Origin of the sequence: Bacillus taeanensis (genome assembly GCF_003318295.1) — a bacterium.
GTDB classification, from domain to species: Bacteria; Bacillota; Bacilli; order Bacillales; family UBA6769; genus Maribacillus; species Maribacillus taeanensis.
Genome location: NZ_QOCW01000007.1, coordinates 13,479 through 35,159, shown reverse-complemented (window position 1 = coordinate 35,159; position 21,681 = coordinate 13,479). Strand labels below are relative to the sequence as shown.

The following is a 21,681-nucleotide window of genomic DNA, read 5'->3' as shown; positions in this document are numbered from 1 at the left end:
CTAAATCAATTATGATTAACCTTCATTATCCACCAAACACTATATCATTTTCAAATAAAACACTCAAATTTTATAAAATTAATATTTAAATTCGCTTCTCATTTAATAATTCTGATAAAATCCCAATTTGATAGCCTTTTTCTTTTATACCGATAATAATGCGTTCAATCGCTTGAGCTGTTTGAGCGGTTGGATGCATTAAAATCATGGCACCAGGATGAACCTTCTGAAGAACTCGATAAGCCATTTCTTCAGGGTTTGGTTTCATCCAATCAACCGTATCAACAGACCATAATACAGTTTTCATATTTAAATTATCTGCAATCTCAACAACTTGTTGATTATAACTGCCGCTTGGAGGTGCGAACCATTTTGGTTTTTGATCAATTGCAGCCTCAATCACTTGATTTGTTTTTAGCAGCTCTTCTCGTACCTTCCCTTGAGAAAGTTTGTTTAAATCCGGATGTGTATAAGCATGGTTGCCAATCTCATGTCCTTCTTCAACAATCATTTTAGCTAAACTTGGATTTTTCTTTACCCATGAGCCATCCAAGAAAAAGGTTGCTTTTACATCATACTTACGCATTGTTTTTAGAATTTGCGGCAAATATTCATTTCCCCATGCCACATTTACTTGAAGCGTTACCATTCTTTTTTTAGGATTCCCTTTATAAATAGGAGCTGGTTTTAGGTCATTTAAAGTAATTTCCGGCTTAACTTCTTTAAACACCAGTTTTTTTTCATTAAATTCTTTCAGATCTTTCATTTTTTTATAGGATGCTTCAATATCTACTTTTAAACCATTATAACCGGGAATTGCTTTCCAAACACGATCAATCACAGCATTTTGAGGTGCTTCTTCATACTGTGAGGCTTTCTCTTTTATTTCTTCATAAAGCGAATCAGTTACTTTAGAAGCTGTAATTGCATCTTGCTTTAAATACAATAAATATTCAGATGTATATGGATTTTCCAAAAAGCGAAACGAAAACACTAATATTAAGCTAAAAATACACAACTGCATAAAAATCTTCATGTTTATGATGCCTCCTTTGCTACTACAAAATATGTGCAAAGAAGACAAGCTAGAACTTTGGAAAGTAGAATCTTTTTACATTCGTTGAAAGCATGCAAATTAGTTTTTTTGCACGAATAAGTCAAACTCAATACGCTTATCTTTCAGTGTCAAATGCTCAAGGTCAATCTATATATATAAAAAGAGCCGGTAAACTCCAGCTCCTTCTTGTTTATACGTTATATAAGATTCATACTAGTGGCCATTTATGCTTTATTTTGTTCTTCCTTTTCCTGCTGTTCTTTTAAAACAGCTTTTCTGGAAAGATTGATTCGACCTTGCTTATCAATTTCTTTTACTTTAACAAAAATTTGGTCGCCTAATTTAATAACATCTTCTACTTTGTTTACACGTTCTTCTGCTAGTTCAGAAATATGGACAAGTCCTTCCTTACCGCTAAATAGTTCAACAAAAGCTCCAAATTTTTCAATACGTTTTACTTTACCTAAATACGTTGTACCGATTTCTACTTCACGAACAAGATCTTCAATCGTTTTCTTAGCTTTTTCATTCATTTCTTGATCACTTGAAGCAATAAAAATCGTCCCATCTTGTTCAATGTCAATCTTAACGCCTGTATCTTCAATAATTTTATTAATCATTTTTCCGCTTGGTCCAATAACATCGCGGATTTTCTCAGGCTTAATCGTCATTGTTAAAATTTTAGGAGCATATGTTGATAACTGTTTGCGCGGTACTGCAATTGCATCTAACATATTGTTTAAAATTTGCATACGCCCGCGTTTTGCTTGGCTTAATGCTTGCTCTAAAATATTGCGATCAATTCCTGAAATTTTTATATCCATTTGCAGCGCGGTTACACCTGTTTCTGTCCCTGCCACTTTAAAATCCATATCTCCAAGTGCATCTTCCATACCTTGAATATCAGTTAGTACGGTTACTTTGTCAGCTTCCTTTACTAATCCCATTGCAATCCCGGCTACAGGCGCTTTAATTGGAACACCTGCATCCATCATTGCAAGTGTACTTGCACAAATACTTGCTTGTGAAGTGGAACCATTTGATTCAAGTACTTCTGACACAAGACGAACTGTATAAGGAAAATCTTTTTCAGACGGCATTACCTTTTCAAGAGCACGCTCTCCAAGTGCACCATGACCGATTTCACGTCGACCTGGTCCACGCATAGGTCTCGCTTCCCCTACACTAAATGAAGGAAAATTATAGTGGTGCATAAAACGTTTTGACTCTTCTGTACCAAGTCCATCAAGAATTTGCACATCTCCTAATGCTCCTAATGTACAAATGCTAAGTGCTTGCGTTTGTCCTCTCGTAAATAAACCAGATCCATGCGTACGAGGTAAAATACTAACCTCAGATGCAAGGGGACGAATTTCATCAATCTGACGACCGTCTGGACGAACTTTATCTTCTAGAATAAGGCGGCGAACTTCTTCTTTAATAACTTTATGTAAAACTTCTTTAGCCTCGCCTACAAGGTCTGGATCTTTTTCTTCATAATATGCTTCTGCTTTTTCAGTAACAGCATCTAATGCAGCTTGACGAGCTTGTTTTTCAACAACTTTAACAGCTTCTTTAATTTCCGATTCAAAAAGCTCACGCACATTCGCTTCAAGTTCTGTATCAATTAATCGAAGCGTTACTTCCATTTTTTCTTTGCCTACTTCTGCAACAATTTTCTCTTGGAATTCAATCAAGCGCTTAATTGCATCATGACCGAACATAATTGCTTCAAGCATATCTTCTTCCGGCACTTCATTTGCTCCAGCTTCAACCATATTGACCGCATCTTTTGTCCCAGCAACCGTTAACTCAATATCACTATTTTCTTGTTGTTCTACTGTTGGATTAATAATAAATTTGCCATCTACTCTTCCAACAATAACACCAGCAATTGGTCCTTCAAATGGAATATCAGAAATAGATAGCGCCAAGGATGAACCAAACATCGCTGCAAATTCAGATGAACAATCTTGATCAACGCTCATCACTGTGCTGACAACTTGAACTTCATTTCTAAATCCATCAGCAAACAACGGACGAATTGGGCGATCAATAAGACGGCTTGCTAAAATCGCTTTTTCACTTGGACGGCCCTCACGTTTAATAAATCCACCTGGAATTTTCCCTACCGCATATAAACGCTCTTCATAGTTTACAGTTAACGGGAAAAAAGGGAGATCTTTTGGCTCTTTTGAAGCCACAACTGTTGATAAAACAACGGTATCTCCATAGCGAATAAATGCAGCTCCATTTGCCTGCTTCGCTAATTTACCAATTTCTACAGTCAAGGTTCGACCGGCCCATTCTATGGAATATTCTTGCTTTTCTTGATCCATTTCTATGAGTACTCCTCTCATGATTAAAAGTCAGTTATTTTTATCATTCTACAATATATAACCATTATACCCTATCTTCTTTATTCATAAAAAAGATCGCATTATTTTTTTGCTAACAAAAAAGCGGGAATCATCCCGCTTTTTGTTGTAATTATCGACGTAGACCAAGTTTTTGAATAAGTTCACGATAACGTGTAACGTCTTTATTACGTAAGTAAGTTAAAAGGTTACGACGCTTACCAACCATTTTTAATAATCCTCGACGAGAATGGTGGTCTTTTTTGTGCGTACGTAAATGCTCATTTAGAGTATTGATTTGCTCAGTAAGGACAGCAATTTGAACTTCTGGAGATCCAGTATCGTTCTCATGTGTTTTGTACTCTTCGATCAGTTGGTTTTTACGCTCTTGACTGATTGCCATCCGATTCACCTCCCTTAATTAAAAATCCCCTATTACCTCGCAACCGTTGGTGAGTCGAATTGCCAAGCAAAGGTTTTGTACAATTTGAATCGTACAAATTCTAGGATACAGGTTTTTAAATAGAATTGCAAGGATTTCATAAAACTTTTAGGAGAAAAACTTGATTTATTTTCCCTATCCGTCATTAGATTATTTTAACACTGTTATGATAGATACTCATTTTCATACCATACCCCTATTAACCGCTTATTTATCTTCTTTATTCATAGAAAAATAATGGAGAGCTTGTTCTTTGTCCGCTCCAATTTGAGCAACTAACTGCTCCACTGAGGAAAATTTCTTTTCATCACGGAGGCGCTTATGCCATTCCACAGCTACTCTTTCCTTGTAAATATTTTGATCAAAATGAAATAAATGCACTTCAATTGTAGGAAATTCTGGCTTTTCGTTATGAAAGGTTGGTTTAAATCCCACATTACATACTCCGGTATAAGTATGGTTGCCAACTGTCATTTTCACGGCATAAACACCTAGTTTAGGAATTAAGTAATCTTCGGAAAGTGTAATGTTTGCCGTTGGAAATCCAATCGTTCTTCCGCGTTTTTCACCATCAGAAACAATTCCTTTAACATAGTAAAAGCGGCCTAAATAGTTTGGTAAAACCTCTACTTCGCCTTTTTGAATACATTCACGAATAAGAGTCGAACTAATTTTAATATTTTCCTCTTCTACTTTGTGAACGATTGTATGATCAAACTGACCTCTTGAGTGAAAAGAAATGGTTTCCATCGTTCCTTTTCCAAGACGTCCATACGTATAATCAAATCCTGCTACAACATGTTTTGCACTTAAGCCGATAATATAATCATCAATGAACTGCTGCGGAGTTAAATTTGCAAAAGAAAGAGTAAAACGAACAATATATAAAGTGTCGACTCCTAATTCTCGAATTAATTTTTCTTTTTCAGAAATAGGCGTTATATAAGACATTTTTGGCTTATGACCAAGTACAACTGCCGGAGGAGGATCAAACGTCATTACTGCAGTTTCTAACTTTTCTTTATCAGCAATATTTTTTGCCGTATTAATTACTTTTTGATGACCAAGATGTATGCCATCAAAATAACCTAGGGCCATTACACAATCATTTAATGTGCCTTTGTTCATTGTTTGCGGATAATTCAAATAGACCGTTTTCACGGATTCCACCTTCTAACTCTTCGATTCTTATTATTCATTAGCGTTGAATACTTTTTCGGGTTTCATTAATCCCACTTTTGTTGGATGTGGTTGATAGATCGCTAACAGTTCATTACTTTGATTATATACAGAAAAACGTAATGCATCCAATAATTTAGGTAAAGGTAATACTGCACCATTTAATATTTTAACAGCCTGTTCATCAGAGACAACAAGCTTTTCAAAATGCTGGACTGCATAATTAGTTGGAAAGAGATGCTCAGAAAATGTACCTGCTTCTACAGCATTTTCAATCTCTTCAAAGGTTAATGATTCCTCTAATGAAAATGGACCAGATTTTGTACGAATAAGGGAAGACATATGAGCTGGAAAGCCAAGCTTTTCACCGATATCTACCGCTAGTGTTCGAATGTATGTACCTTTGGAACACGTAACACGAATACGAAAAGATGGATTTTGCAATGTAAGCGGAGCATCTGTTAATAACGTCATTTCATAAATTGTAACTTGGCGCTTTGGACGCTCTACTTCCTTGCCTTCAAATGCATATTCATATAATCGTTTTCCGTTTACTTTTACAGCAGAATACATAGGAGGAATCTGTTCAATCGTCCCACTCATTGATTGTAACACGTTTTTTAGTTCATCTAGATGAATCACTCTATTAAGTTCCTTTTTCTCAATTACATCTCCATCAGCATCTTCTGTCGTGGTTGCTGTACCGAGTGTAACTTCAGCTTCATAGGTTTTCGAATAGTCAGACATATATTGAGCTACTTTAGTAGCACGACCGATACATAATGGTAATACACCTGTTACGCTCGGGTCAAGTGTTCCTGTATGTCCAATTCTTTTTAATTTCAAAATTCTCCTCATCTTCCCGACACAATCATGAGAAGTCATTCCTGCAGGCTTATGTAATGGTAAAATTCCTTCAATATTTTTCATTTCCATTTAACCACCTCATTTGTTTATTAAAAATAGTGCAGCTGGCATTTACCACCCTTATATTTTCAATATTACAAATTTATCCATTATAAAATATGTAAAGGATAGACAAGTTGATGATTTGTCTATCCTTTACAGAACACCTTCTTTAATTTCTTACGTACAATTTCTCTTATAACATATACAATTAAGTGTTTGTTGATTAACGGTCAAAATTATCGTTTTCGTTTAATTCTGAAATCAACTTTTCAATTCGACTTCCATATTCAATCGATTGATCAAGTGTAAATTGTATTTCCGGTGTTTTACGAAGACGAATTCGACGACCAATTTCTGTTCGGATAAACCCCTTTGCTTTTTCCAATGCTTGAAGGGTCTGATGCTTCTTTTCCTCGTCCCCAAGAACAGTAATATAAATTTTCGATTGCTGCAAATCACCCGTTACTTCCACGCCTGTTACGGTAACAAAACCAACACGCGGGTCTTTTAACTTTCGACCGATAATATCGCCAAGTTCTTTTTTCATTTGTTCAGCAACACGATTAGCGCGTGTACTCATCATTGTTCCTCACTTTCTAGCAATAGATTGACTTTTAAACTAAAGCCATTCGTAAGTGGTTTCTGCTCGCTCTATTTCAGGATTGCCATCAATGATTTTCAGCGCAAGTGCAAGTTCTTGTTCTGCTTTGAACTTGTCCTTAGAAATTGTTACAATGCCGATTTCAGTTCGCTGCCAAAGATCATGAAAATCAAGTTCTGAAACCGAAACATTGTATCGCTGTCTAATACGTACAATGACCGATTTTAATACGGCTCTTTTCTCCTTTAATGAAGAAGCATTATAAATCAAACATTGACAACGAACGAAACCAATCATTTTCTCTTAATCTCTTCCATTACATATGCTTCCATTACATCGCCTTCTTTAATATCATTAAATTTCTGCAATGTAATACCACATTCATATCCTGCTTTTACTTCTTTTACATCATCTTTAAATCGTTTTAATGTATCAACTTCGCCTTCATAAATAACAACGCCATCACGAACTAAGCGAATACCCGCTTCACGCGTAATGCTTCCTTCTGTAACATAACACCCTGCAATTGTACCCACTTTGGATACTTTGAAAATTTCACGAACATCCACTTGACCAATCACTTTTTCTTCAAATTCAGGGTCAAGCATTCCCTTCATTGCTGATTCAATTTCATCAATTACATTGTAGATGATACGGTGAAGACGAACATCAACATTTTCTGCTTCTGCTGTTCGTTTTACATTGTTATCAGGACGAACGTTAAATCCAATTACAATGGCATTAGAAGCTGAAGCTAAAATAATATCCGATTCAGCGATTGCTCCAACACCTGTATGAATAATGTTTACTTTTACCCCTTCAACATCAATTTTACGAAGTGAGCCAGCTAACGCTTCTGCAGAACCCTGTACATCGGCTTTAATAATAACATTTACTTCTTTTACTTCGCCTTCTTGAATTTGTTGGAAAAGTTCATCAAGACTAACTTTTGCTGTTTCTTTTCGCTCAGCAACTTTTTGCTTTTCAGCACGTGCCTCTCCAACTTGTCGAGCTTTTTTCTCGTCTTCGAATACCATGAACTGATCGCCAGCTTGCGGTACATCGTTTAGGCCAGTAATTTCTACTGGTGTAGAAGGGCCAGCTTCTTTTACACGCCTGCCAAGTTCATTTACCATAGCACGCACACGACCGAATGTATTTCCAACAACAATTGGATCCTGCACGCGTAATGTTCCAGACTGTACAAGTAAAGTTGCAACAGGTCCGCGTCCTTTATCTAATTGTGCTTCAATCACTGTTCCGGCTGCAGCACGATTTGGATTCGCTTTTAATTCAGCGACTTCAGACACAAGCAAGATCATCTCTAACAGTTCATCAATACCGTCACCTTTTAATGCAGAAACAGGAACAAAAATCGTATCGCCGCCCCATGCTTCAGGAACTAGTTGATGCTCTGTTAATTCCTGCATCACGCGGTCAGGGTTTGCTGCCTCTTTATCCATTTTATTCACTGCCACAATAATTGGAACATTCGCTGCTTTTGCATGGTTAATTGCTTCAACCGTTTGCGGCATTACTCCATCATCTGCAGCAACAACAAGAATTGTAATATCTGTTACTTTTGCTCCACGCGCACGCATTGTTGTAAAAGCCGCATGTCCAGGTGTATCAAGGAACGTAATCTTTTTACCCTTTTCTTCAATTTGATAAGCACCAATATGCTGAGTGATGCCGCCTGCTTCACTGGCTGTTACTTTTGTTTGACGAATGGAATCAAGCAATGTTGTTTTACCATGGTCAACGTGTCCCATAATCGTTACAACTGGAGGACGTTCTTGTAAGCTTTCCTCATCATCTTCCACTTCGTATGCTTCAAATTCTGTTTTATCAACGATTTTTTCTTCTTCAACTTCTACTCCATAATCTTCAGCAATTAATTCAATTGATTCTGCTTCAAGTTCTTGGTTAATTGTTGCCATGACACCAAGAAACATTAACTTTTTAATGATTTCCGAAGGCTCTTTTCCAAGTTTCTTCGCTAAATCACCGACTGTTAATGTACCAGAGAATGTAATTTTGCTTGGCGCCGATAAATTTTGGTTTGTTTTTTGTTGATTTTGGTTATGCTGAGAACGTTGATTTTTATTATTTTTATTCTTTGCATTTTTAGAAGCGCTTTTCTTGTTTCCTTTTGAATGATTTCCCTCTTCCTGATTGTCCGAAACACCAAAAGCATTATCTAATTGTGCAACCATCTTATCATCAATCACCGACATATGATTAGTTACCTGCACATCCATCTCTGCTAATTTTTCAATAATCTCTTTACTTGTTACATTATGTTGTTTTGCATATTCATATATACGCATTTTACTCATACATTCACCCCCGAGTTATTGGCCAAAGTTTGCTATTATTTTTTTTGCAAACCCTTCATCTATAACAGCAATTATTACTCTCTGCTCTTTTCCAACCGCATGACCTAACTGATAACGATCTGAGACTTCTACTAATGGTACATGATAATAAGAGCACTTGTCTGTTATTTTTTTTTTGGTATTTAATGAGGCATCTCCTGCAAGCAATACAAGCTTTGCCTTCTTATTCCGCACTTCTTTTAATACAAGCTCTTCACCTGTAATAAGTTTTCGGGCTCGAGCTGCAAGCCCTAACAGCTGCAAACTTTTATCAAGCGTCATTCGATTTTAATTTCTCCCTTGCTAACTGTTTTAGCATTTCTTCATAAATTAATGCATCAACTTCAACATTAAGATGCTTGTTTAAGGTATTTCGTTTCTTCGCTAATTGAATCACTTCTTCATTCTTTGCTACATAAGCACCGCGTCCTGATTTTTTTCCTGTTGGATCTAAAGAAACTTCTCCTTCAGGTGTTCGGACAATTCGAAAAAGTTCTTTTTTAGGACGCATTTCTTGACTGACAACGCATTTGCGAAGCGGTATTTTTTTCTTATTTTTCATCATTAACACCTCTTTCGGTATTAATCTTCTAATGCTTCTTCACTCGGTAAATGTGCAGCATCACTTTCTTCTAATGCTGCTTGACTGCCGTCATATAATCCAAGCTCTTCTGCTTCTGATTGACTTTTAATATCAATTTTCCAGCCTGTTAACTTTGCTGCTAAGCGAGCATTTTGACCTCGTTTACCAATCGCAAGTGATAACTGATAATCTGGGACGATGACCCTTGTCATTTTTTCTTCTTCATTTACGTCAACTTGCAATACCTTCGATGGACTAAGCGCATTTGCTACATATTCCACTGGATCTTCTGACCACTGAACAATATCAATTTTTTCACCTTTTAACTCATTAACAATCGCTTGAACACGTTGTCCTTTTTGGCCCACACAAGAACCAACAGGATCAACTTCAGGATCTTCTGCATACACAGAAATTTTTGAACGATCTCCTGCTTCGCGTGCAATTGATTTTACTTCAACAGTTCCATCATAAATTTCAGGAACTTCTAATTCAAACAAACGCTTTAATAACCCTGGGTGTGTACGGGATACCATTATTTGCGGTCCCTTTGTTGTTTTTTCAACTTTTGTCAAATACACTTTAATTCGGTCATTTGTATGATATGTCTCATTTGGCATTTGTTCTGCTGCAGGAAGCAATGCTTCAACACGCCCTAAGTTCACATAAATAAAACGGTGGTCTTGTCTTTGAACAATCCCCGTCATAATGTCTTCTTCACGGTCAATATATTCAGCATAAATAATGCCTCGTTCTGCTTCACGCACACGCTGCGTTACGACCTGCTTCGCTGTTTGAGCAGCAATACGGCCAAAATTTTTCGGCGTTACTTCTATTTCAATAATGTCCTCAAGCTCATAATATGGACTCATGTTTTTTGCTTCTTCTATTGAAATTTCTAAACGATCGTCCTCAACAGTCTCAACTACTGTTTTACGAGCAAAAACTCGAATTGTCCCAGTACCTTGATTAAAGTCGATACGAACATTTTGCGCTTGATGGAAATTACGTTTGTAAGCAGAGATTAACGCTGCTTCAATGGCTTCTACTAACACATCCTTGCTGATTCCTTTTTCTTTTTCAAGGACTTCTAGTGCTTCTAATAACTCACTATTCATCATTCTTCTCCCCTTTAATTAGAAAACAACTGCAAGTCTTGCACTTGCAACCTTTTTATATGGAATGATTACTTGTTTTTTTCTTGTTTTTATTGTGATTTCAATCGTTACTATTTCACCGTCAAATGAAAGAAGCTTTCCTTCAAATACTTTTTCACCATCAATTGGCTCATATGTTTTAATATGAACATTTTTACCTATTGAGCGTTCAAAATCTTTCTCTTTCTTTAATGGGCGTTCCGCTCCTGGCGAAGAAACTTCTAGGAAATAAGGCTGAGAAATTGGATCATGTTCATCTAATTTTTCACTTAGCAGTTCACTCACTTTACCACAGTCATCAATATCAATTCCTTTTTCTGAATCAATATAAACACGAAGGAACCAATTCTTACCTTCTTTTACATATTCAATATCTACTAACTCTAAATTCATATTTTCTATTATTGGCATTACAAGCTCTTCAGTAATTTCTGACACCTTTTTTGCCATATCGGTTTCCTCCCTTCTATCTATGTATGTTTATAAATTAAAGAAATAAATCCTGTTATGATAAGTGAACTGCACGAACTTTCTTTTTTAGGCGAAAATGAAAGAGTGGGTATTCCCCACTCTTCGCTTCACCGTATTAGATAGTATTTCCATAATCACTATATCATAACCCTATTCCCTTTTCAACATTGAACTAGAACAGGGACAACTGGTTTTGGTCAGGTAAACCTTGTAAGCAGCCATGCTCATCAAGATTTTCTAACACCGACTTTGTTATCTTACTGCGCTGTTGAAGATCTTCTTTTGATAAAAACTCTCCTGCTTCTCTTGCTTTCATAATATTAATGGCCGCATTTGTCCCAACTCCCGCTAAGGAATTAAACGGCGGAATTAGCGTGTTATCTTCTACGATAAACTCTGTGGCATGGGAACGATAAAGATCGATCTTTTGGAAAGCCATTCCCCGCTCACACATTTCTAATGCTAATTCTAAAACAGTGAGCAAACTTTTTTCTTTTGGTGAAGCATCAAGTCCCTTGGCATTAATCTCTTCAATCTTTGCTCGAACAGCACTTGAGCCTTTCACCATTGCCTCAATATCAAAGTCATCGGCCCTTACTGTAAAATAAGCAGCATAGAAAAGAATCGGATGATGCACTTTAAAATACGCAATACGAACTGCCATTAATACATAGGCTGCAGCGTGCGCCTTCGGGAACATATATTTTATCTTTAGACAAGAGTCAATATACCAATCCGGCACATCATGATTTCTCATTTCGTCAATCCATTCTTCCTGGAGCCCTTTCCCTTTACGAACAAACTCCATGATTTTAAAGGCAAGCGATGGTTCTAATCCTTTATAAATTAAATAAACCATAATATCATCACGACAACCGATTACATCTTTTAATTCACATGTACCGCTGTAAATCAGTTCATTGGCATTGTTTAGCCATACATCTGTTCCGTGTGATAACCCTGAAATCTGGACAAGTTCCGAAAACGTACTCGGTTTTGTTTCTTCAAGCATTTGACGCACAAAACGCGTGCCAAACTCTGGAATCCCTAGTGTTCCTGTTTTACATAATATTTGCTCTTCTGTTACACCAAGCGATGCCGGCCCTTGAAAGATTTTCATAACTTCCCCGTCATCTGTTGGAATAGTTTTCGGATCAATACCACTTAAATCTTGGAGCATCCGGATGACGGTCGGATCATCGTGGCCAAGAATATCAAGCTTTAATAAATTATCATGAATGGAATGAAAATCAAAATGTGTTGTCTTCCACTCAGAAGTTTTATCATCAGCAGGAAACTGAATTGGACAAAAATCATAGATATCCATATAATCAGGAACAACAATAATGCCTCCGGGGTGCTGACCTGTTGTACGCTTAACTCCTGTACAGCCGCCGACTAACCGATCCACTTCAGCCCCTCGGTAGTGAAGATTGTTTTCAGCTGCATAATTTTTTACATATCCGTAAGCAGTCTTCTCAGCAACCGTTCCAATTGTACCCGCACGATACACATAATCTTCACCGAAAAGTTCCTTCGTATAGTTATGAGCACGAGGCTGATACTCTCCGGAGAAGTTCAAATCGATATCGGGCACCTTGTCTCCTTTAAATCCTAAGAACGTTTCAAACGGGATATCATGGCCATCTTTTTTATAAGCTGTGCCGCATTCTGGACAATCTTTATCAGGTAAATCAAAACCCGAGCCGACAGAGCCATCATTAAAGAAATGCGAATGCTTACAGTTTGGACAAACATAATGCGGCGGCAGTGGATTTACTTCTGTAATTTCTGTCATTGTTGCCACAAAGGATGATCCGACTGATCCACGTGATCCTACAAGATAGCCATCATCAAGAGATTTTTTTACGAGCTTATGAGAAATTAAATAAATAACGGCAAACCCGTGACCAATAATACTTTTTAGTTCTTTTTCAATACGCGCTTCTACAATTTCAGGAAGATCCTCACCATAAATTCTTCTCGCCATGCTGTAGCTCATTTGGCGAATTTCATCATCTGCACCTTCAATTTTTGGTGTATACAAATCATCTGGAATTGGCTTCACTTCATCAATCATGTCTGCAATATATTGGGGATTCGTCACAACGATTTTTTCTGCTGTTTCATCATCTAAAAATGAAAAACATTCCAGCATCTCATCTGTTGTCCTAAAGTGAACTTGCGGTAATGTTTGTTTATTTAAAGGATTGGCTCCCCCTTGAGAGGCAATTAATATTTGTCGATAAACATAATCTTCAGGATTTAAATAATGAACATTTCCTGTTGCAACGACAGGTTTATTTAATTTTTCCCCTAAGTTAATAATATTTGTCGTAATCTCTCTTAGTGCTAACTCATCACGCACTAACTCTTTTTCAATTAAATGATAGTAATTAGACGGAGGCTGCACTTCTAAATAATCATAAAACTTTGCCACCTCTTCTGCTTCTTCAGGTGTTTTTTGCATCATCGCTTCAAACACTTCCCCTTTATCACAAGCAGAGCCAACAATAATACCTTCTCGAAATTTCTCTAATTTAGAGCGGGGAATTCGTGGGTTACGATAAAAGTATTCAAGATGCGCTAACGAAACAAGCTTGTATAAATTTTTTAAACCTGTTTGATTTTGCGCCAGTAAAATGCAGTGAAAAGGTCTTGTTTTCTGAAAGCCGCTTTGTCCCATATAATTATTTAATTCATCATGATAATGAATATCACGTTCGTTTACTTCCTTTAAAAGCTTCGTAAGTAAATAGCCGGTTGCTTCTGTATCATAAATGGCGCGGTGGTGCTGTGTTAATTCAATATCAAACTTCTTACACAGTGTATTTAAACGATGGTTTTTCATTTCTGGATATAAAAATCTCGCTAATTCGAGTGTATCAATAACTGGATTTTTTGCTTCACCAAGTCCCACTTTACGAAAGCCGGCATTAATAAACCCCATATCAAAACTTGCATTGTGAGCGACTAATGTATCATCGCCCATAAACTGTTGAAATTCTTTTAATACAACATCAATTTCTGGTGCATCAACGAGCATATCGTCTGTAATACCTGTTAATTCCATAATAGTTGTAGACAAAGATTCATGAGGATTGGCAAACCGTTCAAAGCGTTCAATAATTTCCCCAGCTTTAACTTTAACAGCCGCTAATTCAATAATTTTATTGTACACAGCAGACAGTCCAGTTGTTTCAACGTCAAATACAATATAAGTTTCTTCTTTCAAATCGCGATGGTCATCATTGTATGCAATCGGCACACCATCATCCACTAGATTAGCTTCAATCCCAAATAGCACTTTAATATTATTTTTTCTTCCAGCAGAATAAGCTTCAGGAAATGACTGAGCAACAGCATGATCTGTAATTGCAATTGCTTTATGTCCCCATTTACTTGCTTGTTCAACAAGACGACCAGCTGATGTGACGGCATCCATTTGGCTCATTGGGGTATGGAGGTGCAGCTCAACACGCTTTTTCCCTTCTTCAGCTTTATCGCGCCGCGAACTTGGTTCAATTTGATTAACATCATTTGCAATCATGACAAGGTCTCGAACAAATGTATCATTCTGAATTCCGCCGCGAACTTTTACCCACATTCCTTTTGAAAGAGCTTGAAGCTGTCCAACATCATCCTTATCGCGTGAAAACATTTTAATTAAAATAGAATCGGTATAGTCTGTTATTTTAAATGTAAGAAGTGTACGACCACTGCGAAGTTCTCGTGTTTCTACATCAAATACATACCCTTGAACCGTAATTCGGCGTTCTTCATCTTCAATTGTTTCAATTGGCACTGGGTCATCTTGGATTTTATAGCCGATTACAAGGGACTCATTTGCTTGAGGACCTGTGCTATTTCCACTTGTTGCAGCTTTTGCTTTTTCAATTAGTGCTTCGCGACTTTTTAATTCATCTTCTTTTTTCTTCTGCTCAATAAATTGTTCATACTTTTCTTTTTGTTCTTTTACCTCTACTTCAAACGAAAACTGCGGAAATCCAAACTTCCTGTAGCAAAAATTAAGCTTTTCCTCTACTTTCCGTTTAAAAATAACTGCCTCTGTATCATTGCGCACATATAATTGAAGCTTATTTCCATTTAATGAGGGTGTTTGTTCTTTTAACAATTGTTGAAGTGAGGTTGAAATACCCGCAAGATTATCTACACAATACTGCCAATAACTTTGCACTTCTTTTTCGTTAAAGTACCCAGCTGAACAATTAATTGAAAAAGATACCTGAGCAATATGTTTAAAACCTCCAATAAGATGATTTGTAAAATGTTGATACACATCAAATGGTAAAACGTTTGGCAGTTCAATTTGAAAATGCCAGCTTCTTTTTTCTTTAGAAATGGTAAGTTTTTGAATGGTCCCGCCACTAAAATATTGGTTCACAAATTCTTTCGGAAAAGCAATTTGCTCAAGCAACAGTTGGAAACGCTGTTCACGAAGTTGTCGGTCTTGATCCATTTTCATTCCCCCTTATTTATAGGAATGGCATTGTAATAATTAGCAATAGAAATGGAAAAGAGGCTGACTCCAAAACATAGGGTCAGACCTTCCTCAACTAATATATAGGTTGCTCTTTATGAAAAGTTGCTATATATTATATAGATTTGAGGGGGTCAGACCCTATTGAGTCATCCTCTACCTTCACATTTATTTATGATAACTCTGCCCATTGTTTTTTTAGTAGTTCTGTTAACTCAGAGACATGCACTTCAAATGTTTCACCGGTTTTACGCAGTTTTACTTCCACAATTCCTTCATCAGCTTTTTTACCAACAACCACACGAAGAGGAATTCCAAATAAATCTGCATCAGCAAATTTAACGCCCGGACGCTCTTTGCGATCATCGAATAATACATCATAGGAAGCCTCTTTTAATTGTTTATACAATGATTCGCCTAATTCATGCTGCTCTTCTTTTTTAGGATTTAATACTAATAAATGAACACCATACGGCGCTAGTTCCTTCGGCCATACAATTCCATTTTCGTCATGATGCTGTTCAACTACTGCAGCAACAGTTCGAGACACACCAATGCCATAGCAGCCCATAATCATTGGCTGATTTTTGCCATTTTCATCAAGAAAACCAGCACCCATCGTTTCGCTGTAGCGTGTACCAAGTTTAAAGACTTGTCCCACTTCAATACCTTCTGCAAACACAATTGTTCCTTTGCCGTCTGGTGATGGGTCGCCTTCTTGAATAAACCGCAAATCAGTATATTCAATAGAGACAAAATCTCGTTCAGGATTCACATTTTTATAATGAATGCCGGCTTCATTTGCCCCACATACGCCGTTTACAATATATTTAACAGCATAATCTGCTACAATTTTAACATTTTCTACACCAATCGGTCCAATATTTCCAACAGGTCCCTGCAGCTTTTCAAGAACCGTTTCATCATCTGCTAATTCAACATTTGTTGCTTCAAAGAAATGCTTTACCTTTACATCATTTACTTCATGATCCCCACGCACTAATACGAGCACATACTCTTCATCAACTGAAAATAACAGGGATTTAATAACCTTATCCTTTTGAACATTCAACTTTTTCGCAACATCTTCAATTGTTTTAGCTTCGTCTGTTTGAACTTTTTCAAGTGGTTGTGCTTCTTCACTGCTCTTGTCATACACGTCAGCTACTTGCGCCATTTCAATATTAGCCGCAAAATCTGATTCTGTCGAATAGGCAATCGTATCTTCTCCAACTTCAGATAATGCCATGAACTCATGGGTATCTTTTCCGCCAATGGCCCCGCTGTCTGCAACTACTGGTCTAAAATTCAAACCGCATCGCGTAAAAACTTTTGTATACGTGTCATACATTAATTTGTACATCTCATCCAATGTTTCATGATCGCCATGAAAAGAGTAAGCATCCTTCATAATAAATTCACGACCGCGCAGCAGACCAAAACGCGGACGCTTTTCATCACGGTATTTTGTCTGAATTTGATATAAAAGCACAGGCAGACGCTTATAGGTTTTAATTTCGTCACGGACAAGACTTGTAATTAATTCCTCATGTGTAGCTCCAAGAGCAAAATTTCTTTCATGACGATCTTTTAAACGCATTAGTTCAGGGCCATAAATTTCCCATCTACCTGTTTCCTGCCACAGCTCTGCAGGTTGAATTGCTGGCATCAGAAGTTCCTGTCCACCGACTTCATCCATTTCTTCACGTACAATTTGTTCCACTTTTTGCAGAACTTTTTTTCCAAGCGGCATATATGAGTAAACTCCTGAAGCATTTTGACGAATAAATCCAGCTTTCAAAAGTAATTGATGACTCTTTATCTCCGCATCTGCTGGTATATCCCTTAGTGTAGGAGCAAAAAAACTTGACTGTCTCATCTATTAGCACCTCAATTTAATCCTTTTTTAATTTAAGAAAAACTTTTGGATATCATTCCATGTTACGACAAGCATTAACAGCATTAAGAAAGCAAATCCTATAAAATGGACAAGACTTTCTTTTTGTGGGTCAATTGGTTTGCCTCTTAATCCCTCAATTGCAATAAAAATTAAACGCCCGCCATCTAATGCAGGCAGCGGAAGTAAGTTGATAATTCCTAAGTTAATGCTTAACAGCGCTCCCCATCTTAACAAGACGGCAAGTCCTTCTTTTGCAGCTTGATCAGTGTAACTATATATTCCGACAGGACCTGATAGGTTATCAATTGAAATTGCTCCTGTAACAAGCTGTCCTAATCCAAATACAATCAATTTCGTATACTCAATTGTTGTATCAAAACCATATTTTATCGAACCTAAAATAGAAAATTCTGTTTGATATCCTACTCCTATAACTCCTTCTGTTTCTCCTTTATAATTTGGACGCTCTTGAGGAGTAATTGGCAGTTCAAGAGTTTTATCATTTCTCTCAACAGTAAAAGTAATCTCTTGACTTGGATGTTGTTGGATCACTTCTGTGAACTCATCCCAGCTGTTAATGGATTGTCCATCAATATTTATTATTTTATCTCCAGTTTGAAGACCAGCTTCTGCTGCAGCACCGTTTTCAGCCACTCCACCAATAATCGCTTGATTTACGGGTGAGCCATACATTAAACCAAAAGCAGCTAAAATAACAAACGCAAGCAGGAAGTTCATAAAAGGTCCTGCAAAAATAGCTAAGAAGCGATCCCATAATGATTTTGATCCAAATTGACGATCATAAGGAGCAATTTGATACTCTTGCCCATCCATTACATAGTGACATTTTTTAGAAACATCATAGACTTCTAACGGTCCTTCTTCACTTTCATAGCCTTTAATAACCAATTTATGCTCTAAATCCGCTGCTTCTACCGTAATAATTTTTGCATCTGGGTAATTTATTTTTCGATTGACAACAATTTTTTTTACTTTATTGTCAGGATTTAATAGCAGTCCAATACGGTGACCAGGCTTTAAATCAATATTTTCAGGATCCTCACCTGCCATTCGAACAAATCCTCCAAGAGGCAGTAAACGAATGGTATATACGGTCTCACCTTTCTTCATTGAGAAAATTTTTGGACCAAACCCTATCGCGAATTCACGACATAAAATACCTGCACGTTTCGCTAGTAATAAATGTCCTAATTCATGAAAAAAGACGAGTGCTCCAAAAATCACGATAATCGCAATTATGCTATTCATATCCTGCTTAACCACCTTTATTTTATAAGTGACTGAACATACCGTCGTGTTTCTACATCAATTTCGGAAATTTCTTCTAATGAAGGAAATTGAACGAGTTGGTGACGATCCATCGCTTTTTCAATTAAATTTTCAATTTCTAAAAAACCAATGAAATCATTTAAAAATGCTGCCACTGCTTCCTCATTTGCAGCATTTAATACCGTCGGTAATGTTCCACCTGTTTTTCCAGCTTCGTATGCATACTTTAAACATCGATAACGCTCAAAATTAGCTTCCGAGAAATGAAGTGTTCCCATTTCAATTAAGTTTAACCTTTTTGTTTCCTTTAATTCAAGCCTTGAAGGATATGTGAGAGCATATTGAATTGGAATCTTCATATCTGGTGTACCCAAATGAGCAATGACACTTGTATCCACCATTTCTATCATTGAATGAATAACACTTTCTTTATGAAGAATCACATCTATTTTTTCATAAGGCAGTCCAAATAGCCAGTACGCCTCTATCACTTCTAATCCTTTATTCATCATGGTAGCGGAATCGATTGTAATTTTTGCTCCCATTGACCAATTTGGATGCTTCAAGGCATCTTCTTTGGTCACATGTACTAATTCAGAGCGGGTTTTATCCCTAAAACTGCCCCCAGAGGCAGTTAAAATAATGCGTGCTAATTCCTTTGGATTTTCTCCTTGCAAACATTGAAAGATGGCTGAATGCTCACTATCAACCGGTAAGATGGAAACATTATATTTTTGAGCTTGTTCCATTATTAAATGTCCTGCTGTGACAAGGGTTTCTTTATTAGCAATTGCAATGTTTTTCTTTTCTTTAATTGCTGCTAATGTTGGTGCAAGGCCTACACTTCCTAATACCGCATTCACCAGTACATGAGACTCATAATACGCCGCGACCTCAATTAGTCCTTCCATCCCATATACAATCTTTATGTTACCTGAAACCTGCTGCTGTAAGTAAGTACCGTTTTCTTTTGTAAGTACCGCCACAAGTTTTGGTTGAAACTCTTCAATAATCTTTAATCCTAAATCAAGATTTTTCCCAATTGACATTGCAGCAAGCTGAAAGGATTCCGGATGGAGGCGAATCACATCAAGAGTTTGAGTTCCGATTGAACCGGTCGCTCCCAGCAAACTAATCTTTTTCATATAAAGTGCTCCTTCCACCTATTCCATCCTATGTAAATAGTTAAATAACATATGCTCATTTCGCTATAATAATTGTAATAAGTGTAAAATGGGTAAGACAAAAATCAAACTATCAAACCGGTCTAAAATCCCCCCGTGACCTGGTAAAATCTTTCCAGAATCTTTTACCCCATAGTGCCTTTTAAATGCTGATTGAACAAGGTCTCCCACTTGACCAAACACAGCTGTCACAACAGCAATAATAATAATGGATTGATAATCATAAATTGGCAGGAAAAGTTGAAATACAAGACCAACAATAACTGCACACATAATCCCGCCAACAGCTCCCTCAATCGTCTTATTCGGGCTGATTTTTGGCCATAACTTACGCTTGCCAAATGATCTTCCGATAAAATAAGCACCGCTGTCAGTTGCCCATATTAAAAACAAAATAAAAAACAGAAGCTGCAGACCATTAGAAAGAAGTCTTGTTTCATTTAAATAAAAAAATCCAAAACCGACATACAACACTGTCAACAGCACAAAAGAAACTTCATCAAAACTAAAGCGATTTTTTGTAATAACAGTTAGCGAAAGCAATAATAACAGGCCTAACAAAAACCAATCAAAGCGTGTAAAATCATTGAATGTAAAAACACTTAACCAATGATCTGGAATAACGACTATCATTGTTAGTATGATACTTAAAAGCCCAGGTGAAGAAAAAAATGAAATTTTCCTCATCCGAAGCAGTTCAAATATTCCGATTACAGCGAGCAGCATAACCAATAATGTAAATAGATTACCTCCAATTATTACAATTGGAAGAAATAATGCTGCGGCGAGAACCCCTGTAATAATTCTTTGTTTCATTGTACCCTCCAACTTTCCTTAACTACAATCAGCGGCTCAATTTTAGTTAACTTCTTTTATTAAACGTTTATACTCCACCAAAACGTCTTCCACGTCTTTGAAACTCTTCGATTGCTTGTGTTAAATGCTCTTCCGTAAAGTCAGGCCAGAATATATTTGTAAACCACATTTCTGTATACGCAAGCTGCCACAACATAAAATTACTTAATCTAACTTCACCGCTTGTACGTATTAAAAGATCTGGATCCTTTAATTCTGAACTATACAAATAGGAAGAAATAACCTCTTCATTAATTTCTTCTGCGTTCATAGATCCTGCTGCTACATTTTCAGCAATTTTACGAATTGCTTCAGTGATTTCATAGCGGCTGCCGTAATTAAAAGCAAAATTTAATATTAAACCAGTGTTTTGCTTTGTTTTATTAATTGCTTCATCTACTGCTTGAATCGTTCGCTGAGGTAAGTTTTCCTTATCACCCATTATACGCACTTGTACATTTTCTTCAATCAATTCCGGTAAATAAGTTTTTAAAAACTGTTCTGGAAGTTTCATTAAAAAGTCCACTTCATCTTTTGGCCGTTTCCAATTTTCTGTTGAAAAGGCATATAAAGTTAGCACCTTAACTCCTATTTGATTTGCAGCTTTTACCGTCTTTTTAATAACTTTTGTTCCTTCGCGATGCCCAGCAATTCGAGGTAGTCCCCTTTGTTTCGCCCAGCGGCCATTTCCATCCATAATAATTGCAATATGTTCAGGTATTCTTTCAAATTCGGTTAACTTTGCTCTTTTTTCTTGTTCTTGTTTTTTTCTTTTCGAAAAATTCCCAAGCATTGCAAATCCTCCATCGAGATGACT

18 protein-coding genes are annotated in these 21,681 nt (G+C 36.8%); all 18 read right to left on the bottom strand.

Annotation, left to right across the window (positions count from 1 at the left end; genetic code table 11):
• Nucleotides 1–85: 85 nt before the first annotated feature.
• Nucleotides 86–1,036 carry a polysaccharide deacetylase family protein gene (locus DS031_RS08525; protein WP_113805591.1) on the bottom strand — a complete coding sequence of 317 codons (951 nt, stop codon included), beginning with the start codon at nucleotides 1,034–1,036 and terminating at the stop codon, nucleotides 86–88.
• 245 nt (nucleotides 1,037–1,281) lie between these two features.
• Nucleotides 1,282–3,396 (bottom strand): polyribonucleotide nucleotidyltransferase, encoded by a 2,115-nt coding sequence (gene pnp / locus DS031_RS08520; RefSeq protein WP_113805589.1) that lies wholly within the window; start codon nucleotides 3,394–3,396, stop codon nucleotides 1,282–1,284.
• A gap of 151 nt (nucleotides 3,397–3,547) precedes the next feature.
• Nucleotides 3,548–3,817 carry a 30S ribosomal protein S15 gene (gene rpsO / locus DS031_RS08515; RefSeq protein WP_113805587.1) on the bottom strand — a complete coding sequence of 90 codons (270 nt, stop codon included), beginning with the start codon at nucleotides 3,815–3,817 and terminating at the stop codon, nucleotides 3,548–3,550.
• A gap of 246 nt (nucleotides 3,818–4,063) precedes the next feature.
• On the bottom strand, nucleotides 4,064–5,017 hold the full coding sequence (gene ribF / locus DS031_RS08510; RefSeq protein WP_113805585.1) for a bifunctional riboflavin kinase/FAD synthetase: 954 nt from the start codon (nucleotides 5,015–5,017) through the stop codon (nucleotides 4,064–4,066).
• Nucleotides 5,018–5,047: 30 nt separating this feature from the next.
• Nucleotides 5,048–5,956, bottom strand: a complete 909-nt coding sequence (gene truB / locus DS031_RS08505) for a tRNA pseudouridine(55) synthase TruB (protein ID WP_113805777.1) — start codon at nucleotides 5,954–5,956, stop codon at nucleotides 5,048–5,050.
• A 211-nt stretch (nucleotides 5,957–6,167) separates the two neighbouring features.
• Entirely contained in the window at nucleotides 6,168–6,524 is a 357-nt protein-coding gene (rbfA, locus tag DS031_RS08500) for a 30S ribosome-binding factor RbfA (protein WP_113805776.1), read from the bottom strand.
• A gap of 39 nt (nucleotides 6,525–6,563) precedes the next feature.
• A complete protein-coding gene (locus DS031_RS08495; protein ID WP_113805583.1) occupies nucleotides 6,564–6,842 on the bottom strand; it encodes a DUF503 domain-containing protein in 279 nt (92 codons plus the stop codon).
• Nucleotides 6,839–8,884 (bottom strand): translation initiation factor IF-2, encoded by a 2,046-nt coding sequence (gene infB, locus DS031_RS08490; protein ID WP_113805581.1) that lies wholly within the window; start codon nucleotides 8,882–8,884, stop codon nucleotides 6,839–6,841. Before infB ends, DS031_RS08495 begins: the two co-directional genes overlap by 4 nt.
• A 15-nt stretch (nucleotides 8,885–8,899) precedes the next feature.
• Nucleotides 8,900–9,205: a YlxQ family RNA-binding protein gene (locus DS031_RS08485; RefSeq protein ID WP_113805579.1), complete on the bottom strand. Its 306-nt coding sequence runs from the start codon at nucleotides 9,203–9,205 to the stop codon at nucleotides 8,900–8,902.
• Nucleotides 9,195–9,485, bottom strand: a complete 291-nt coding sequence (gene rnpM, locus DS031_RS08480; protein ID WP_113805577.1) for an RNase P modulator RnpM — start codon at nucleotides 9,483–9,485, stop codon at nucleotides 9,195–9,197. Before rnpM ends, DS031_RS08485 begins: the two co-directional genes overlap by 11 nt.
• Nucleotides 9,486–9,505: 20 nt before the next feature.
• Nucleotides 9,506–10,624 carry a transcription termination factor NusA gene (nusA, locus tag DS031_RS08475; protein ID WP_113805575.1) on the bottom strand — a complete coding sequence of 373 codons (1,119 nt, stop codon included), beginning with the start codon at nucleotides 10,622–10,624 and terminating at the stop codon, nucleotides 9,506–9,508.
• Between the two features lie 18 nt (nucleotides 10,625–10,642).
• Nucleotides 10,643–11,113, bottom strand: a complete 471-nt coding sequence (rimP, locus tag DS031_RS08470; protein ID WP_113805573.1) for a ribosome maturation factor RimP — start codon at nucleotides 11,111–11,113, stop codon at nucleotides 10,643–10,645.
• 193 nt (nucleotides 11,114–11,306) lie between these two features.
• On the bottom strand, nucleotides 11,307–15,614 hold the full coding sequence (locus DS031_RS08465; protein ID WP_113805571.1) for a PolC-type DNA polymerase III: 4,308 nt from the start codon (nucleotides 15,612–15,614) through the stop codon (nucleotides 11,307–11,309).
• 193 nt (nucleotides 15,615–15,807) lie between these two features.
• On the bottom strand, nucleotides 15,808–17,514 hold the full coding sequence (locus DS031_RS08460) for a proline--tRNA ligase (RefSeq protein WP_113805569.1): 1,707 nt from the start codon (nucleotides 17,512–17,514) through the stop codon (nucleotides 15,808–15,810).
• A 27-nt stretch (nucleotides 17,515–17,541) separates the two neighbouring features.
• The gene (gene rseP, locus DS031_RS08455; protein ID WP_113805567.1) at nucleotides 17,542–18,804 is read right to left on the bottom strand and encodes an RIP metalloprotease RseP; all 1,263 of its coding nucleotides are present in this window, start codon (nucleotides 18,802–18,804) and stop codon (nucleotides 17,542–17,544) included.
• Nucleotides 18,805–18,821: 17 nt separating this feature from the next.
• Nucleotides 18,822–19,970 carry a 1-deoxy-D-xylulose-5-phosphate reductoisomerase gene (locus DS031_RS08450; RefSeq protein ID WP_113805565.1) on the bottom strand — a complete coding sequence of 383 codons (1,149 nt, stop codon included), beginning with the start codon at nucleotides 19,968–19,970 and terminating at the stop codon, nucleotides 18,822–18,824.
• Between the two features lie 63 nt (nucleotides 19,971–20,033).
• On the bottom strand, nucleotides 20,034–20,825 hold the full coding sequence (locus DS031_RS08445) for a phosphatidate cytidylyltransferase (protein ID WP_113805563.1): 792 nt from the start codon (nucleotides 20,823–20,825) through the stop codon (nucleotides 20,034–20,036).
• A gap of 67 nt (nucleotides 20,826–20,892) precedes the next feature.
• Nucleotides 20,893–21,657 (bottom strand): undecaprenyl pyrophosphate synthase, encoded by a 765-nt coding sequence (locus DS031_RS08440; protein WP_113805775.1) that lies wholly within the window; start codon nucleotides 21,655–21,657, stop codon nucleotides 20,893–20,895.
• Nucleotides 21,658–21,681 lie beyond the last annotated feature (24 nt).

Bases quoted from the DNA above. Each gene is read 5' to 3' on its own strand.
- DS031_RS08525 (WP_113805591.1), bottom strand. From the start codon at position 1,036: ATGAAGATTTTTATGCAGTTGTGTATTTTTAGCTTAATATTAGTGTTT.
- pnp (WP_113805589.1), bottom strand. From the start codon at position 3,396: ATGGATCAAGAAAAGCAAGAATATTCCATAGAATGGGCCGGTCGAACC.
- rpsO (WP_113805587.1), bottom strand. From the start codon at position 3,817: ATGGCAATCAGTCAAGAGCGTAAAAACCAACTGATCGAAGAGTACAAA.
- rbfA (WP_113805776.1), bottom strand. From the start codon at position 6,524: ATGAGTACACGCGCTAATCGTGTTGCTGAACAAATGAAAAAAGAACTT.
- DS031_RS08495 (WP_113805583.1), bottom strand. From the start codon at position 6,842: ATGATTGGTTTCGTTCGTTGTCAATGTTTGATTTATAATGCTTCTTCA.
- infB (WP_113805581.1), bottom strand. From the start codon at position 8,884: ATGAGTAAAATGCGTATATATGAATATGCAAAACAACATAATGTAACA.
- DS031_RS08485 (WP_113805579.1), bottom strand. From the start codon at position 9,205: ATGACGCTTGATAAAAGTTTGCAGCTGTTAGGGCTTGCAGCTCGAGCC.
- rnpM (WP_113805577.1), bottom strand. From the start codon at position 9,485: ATGAAAAATAAGAAAAAAATACCGCTTCGCAAATGCGTTGTCAGTCAA.
- nusA (WP_113805575.1), bottom strand. From the start codon at position 10,624: ATGAATAGTGAGTTATTAGAAGCACTAGAAGTCCTTGAAAAAGAAAAA.
- rimP (WP_113805573.1), bottom strand. From the start codon at position 11,113: ATGGCAAAAAAGGTGTCAGAAATTACTGAAGAGCTTGTAATGCCAATA.
- DS031_RS08465 (WP_113805571.1), bottom strand. From the start codon at position 15,614: ATGGATCAAGACCGACAACTTCGTGAACAGCGTTTCCAACTGTTGCTT.
- DS031_RS08460 (WP_113805569.1), bottom strand. From the start codon at position 17,514: ATGAGACAGTCAAGTTTTTTTGCTCCTACACTAAGGGATATACCAGCA.
- rseP (WP_113805567.1), bottom strand. From the start codon at position 18,804: ATGAATAGCATAATTGCGATTATCGTGATTTTTGGAGCACTCGTCTTT.
- DS031_RS08450 (WP_113805565.1), bottom strand. From the start codon at position 19,970: ATGAAAAAGATTAGTTTGCTGGGAGCGACCGGTTCAATCGGAACTCAA.
- DS031_RS08445 (WP_113805563.1), bottom strand. From the start codon at position 20,825: ATGAAACAAAGAATTATTACAGGGGTTCTCGCCGCAGCATTATTTCTT.
- DS031_RS08440 (WP_113805775.1), bottom strand. From the start codon at position 21,657: ATGCTTGGGAATTTTTCGAAAAGAAAAAAACAAGAACAAGAAAAAAGA.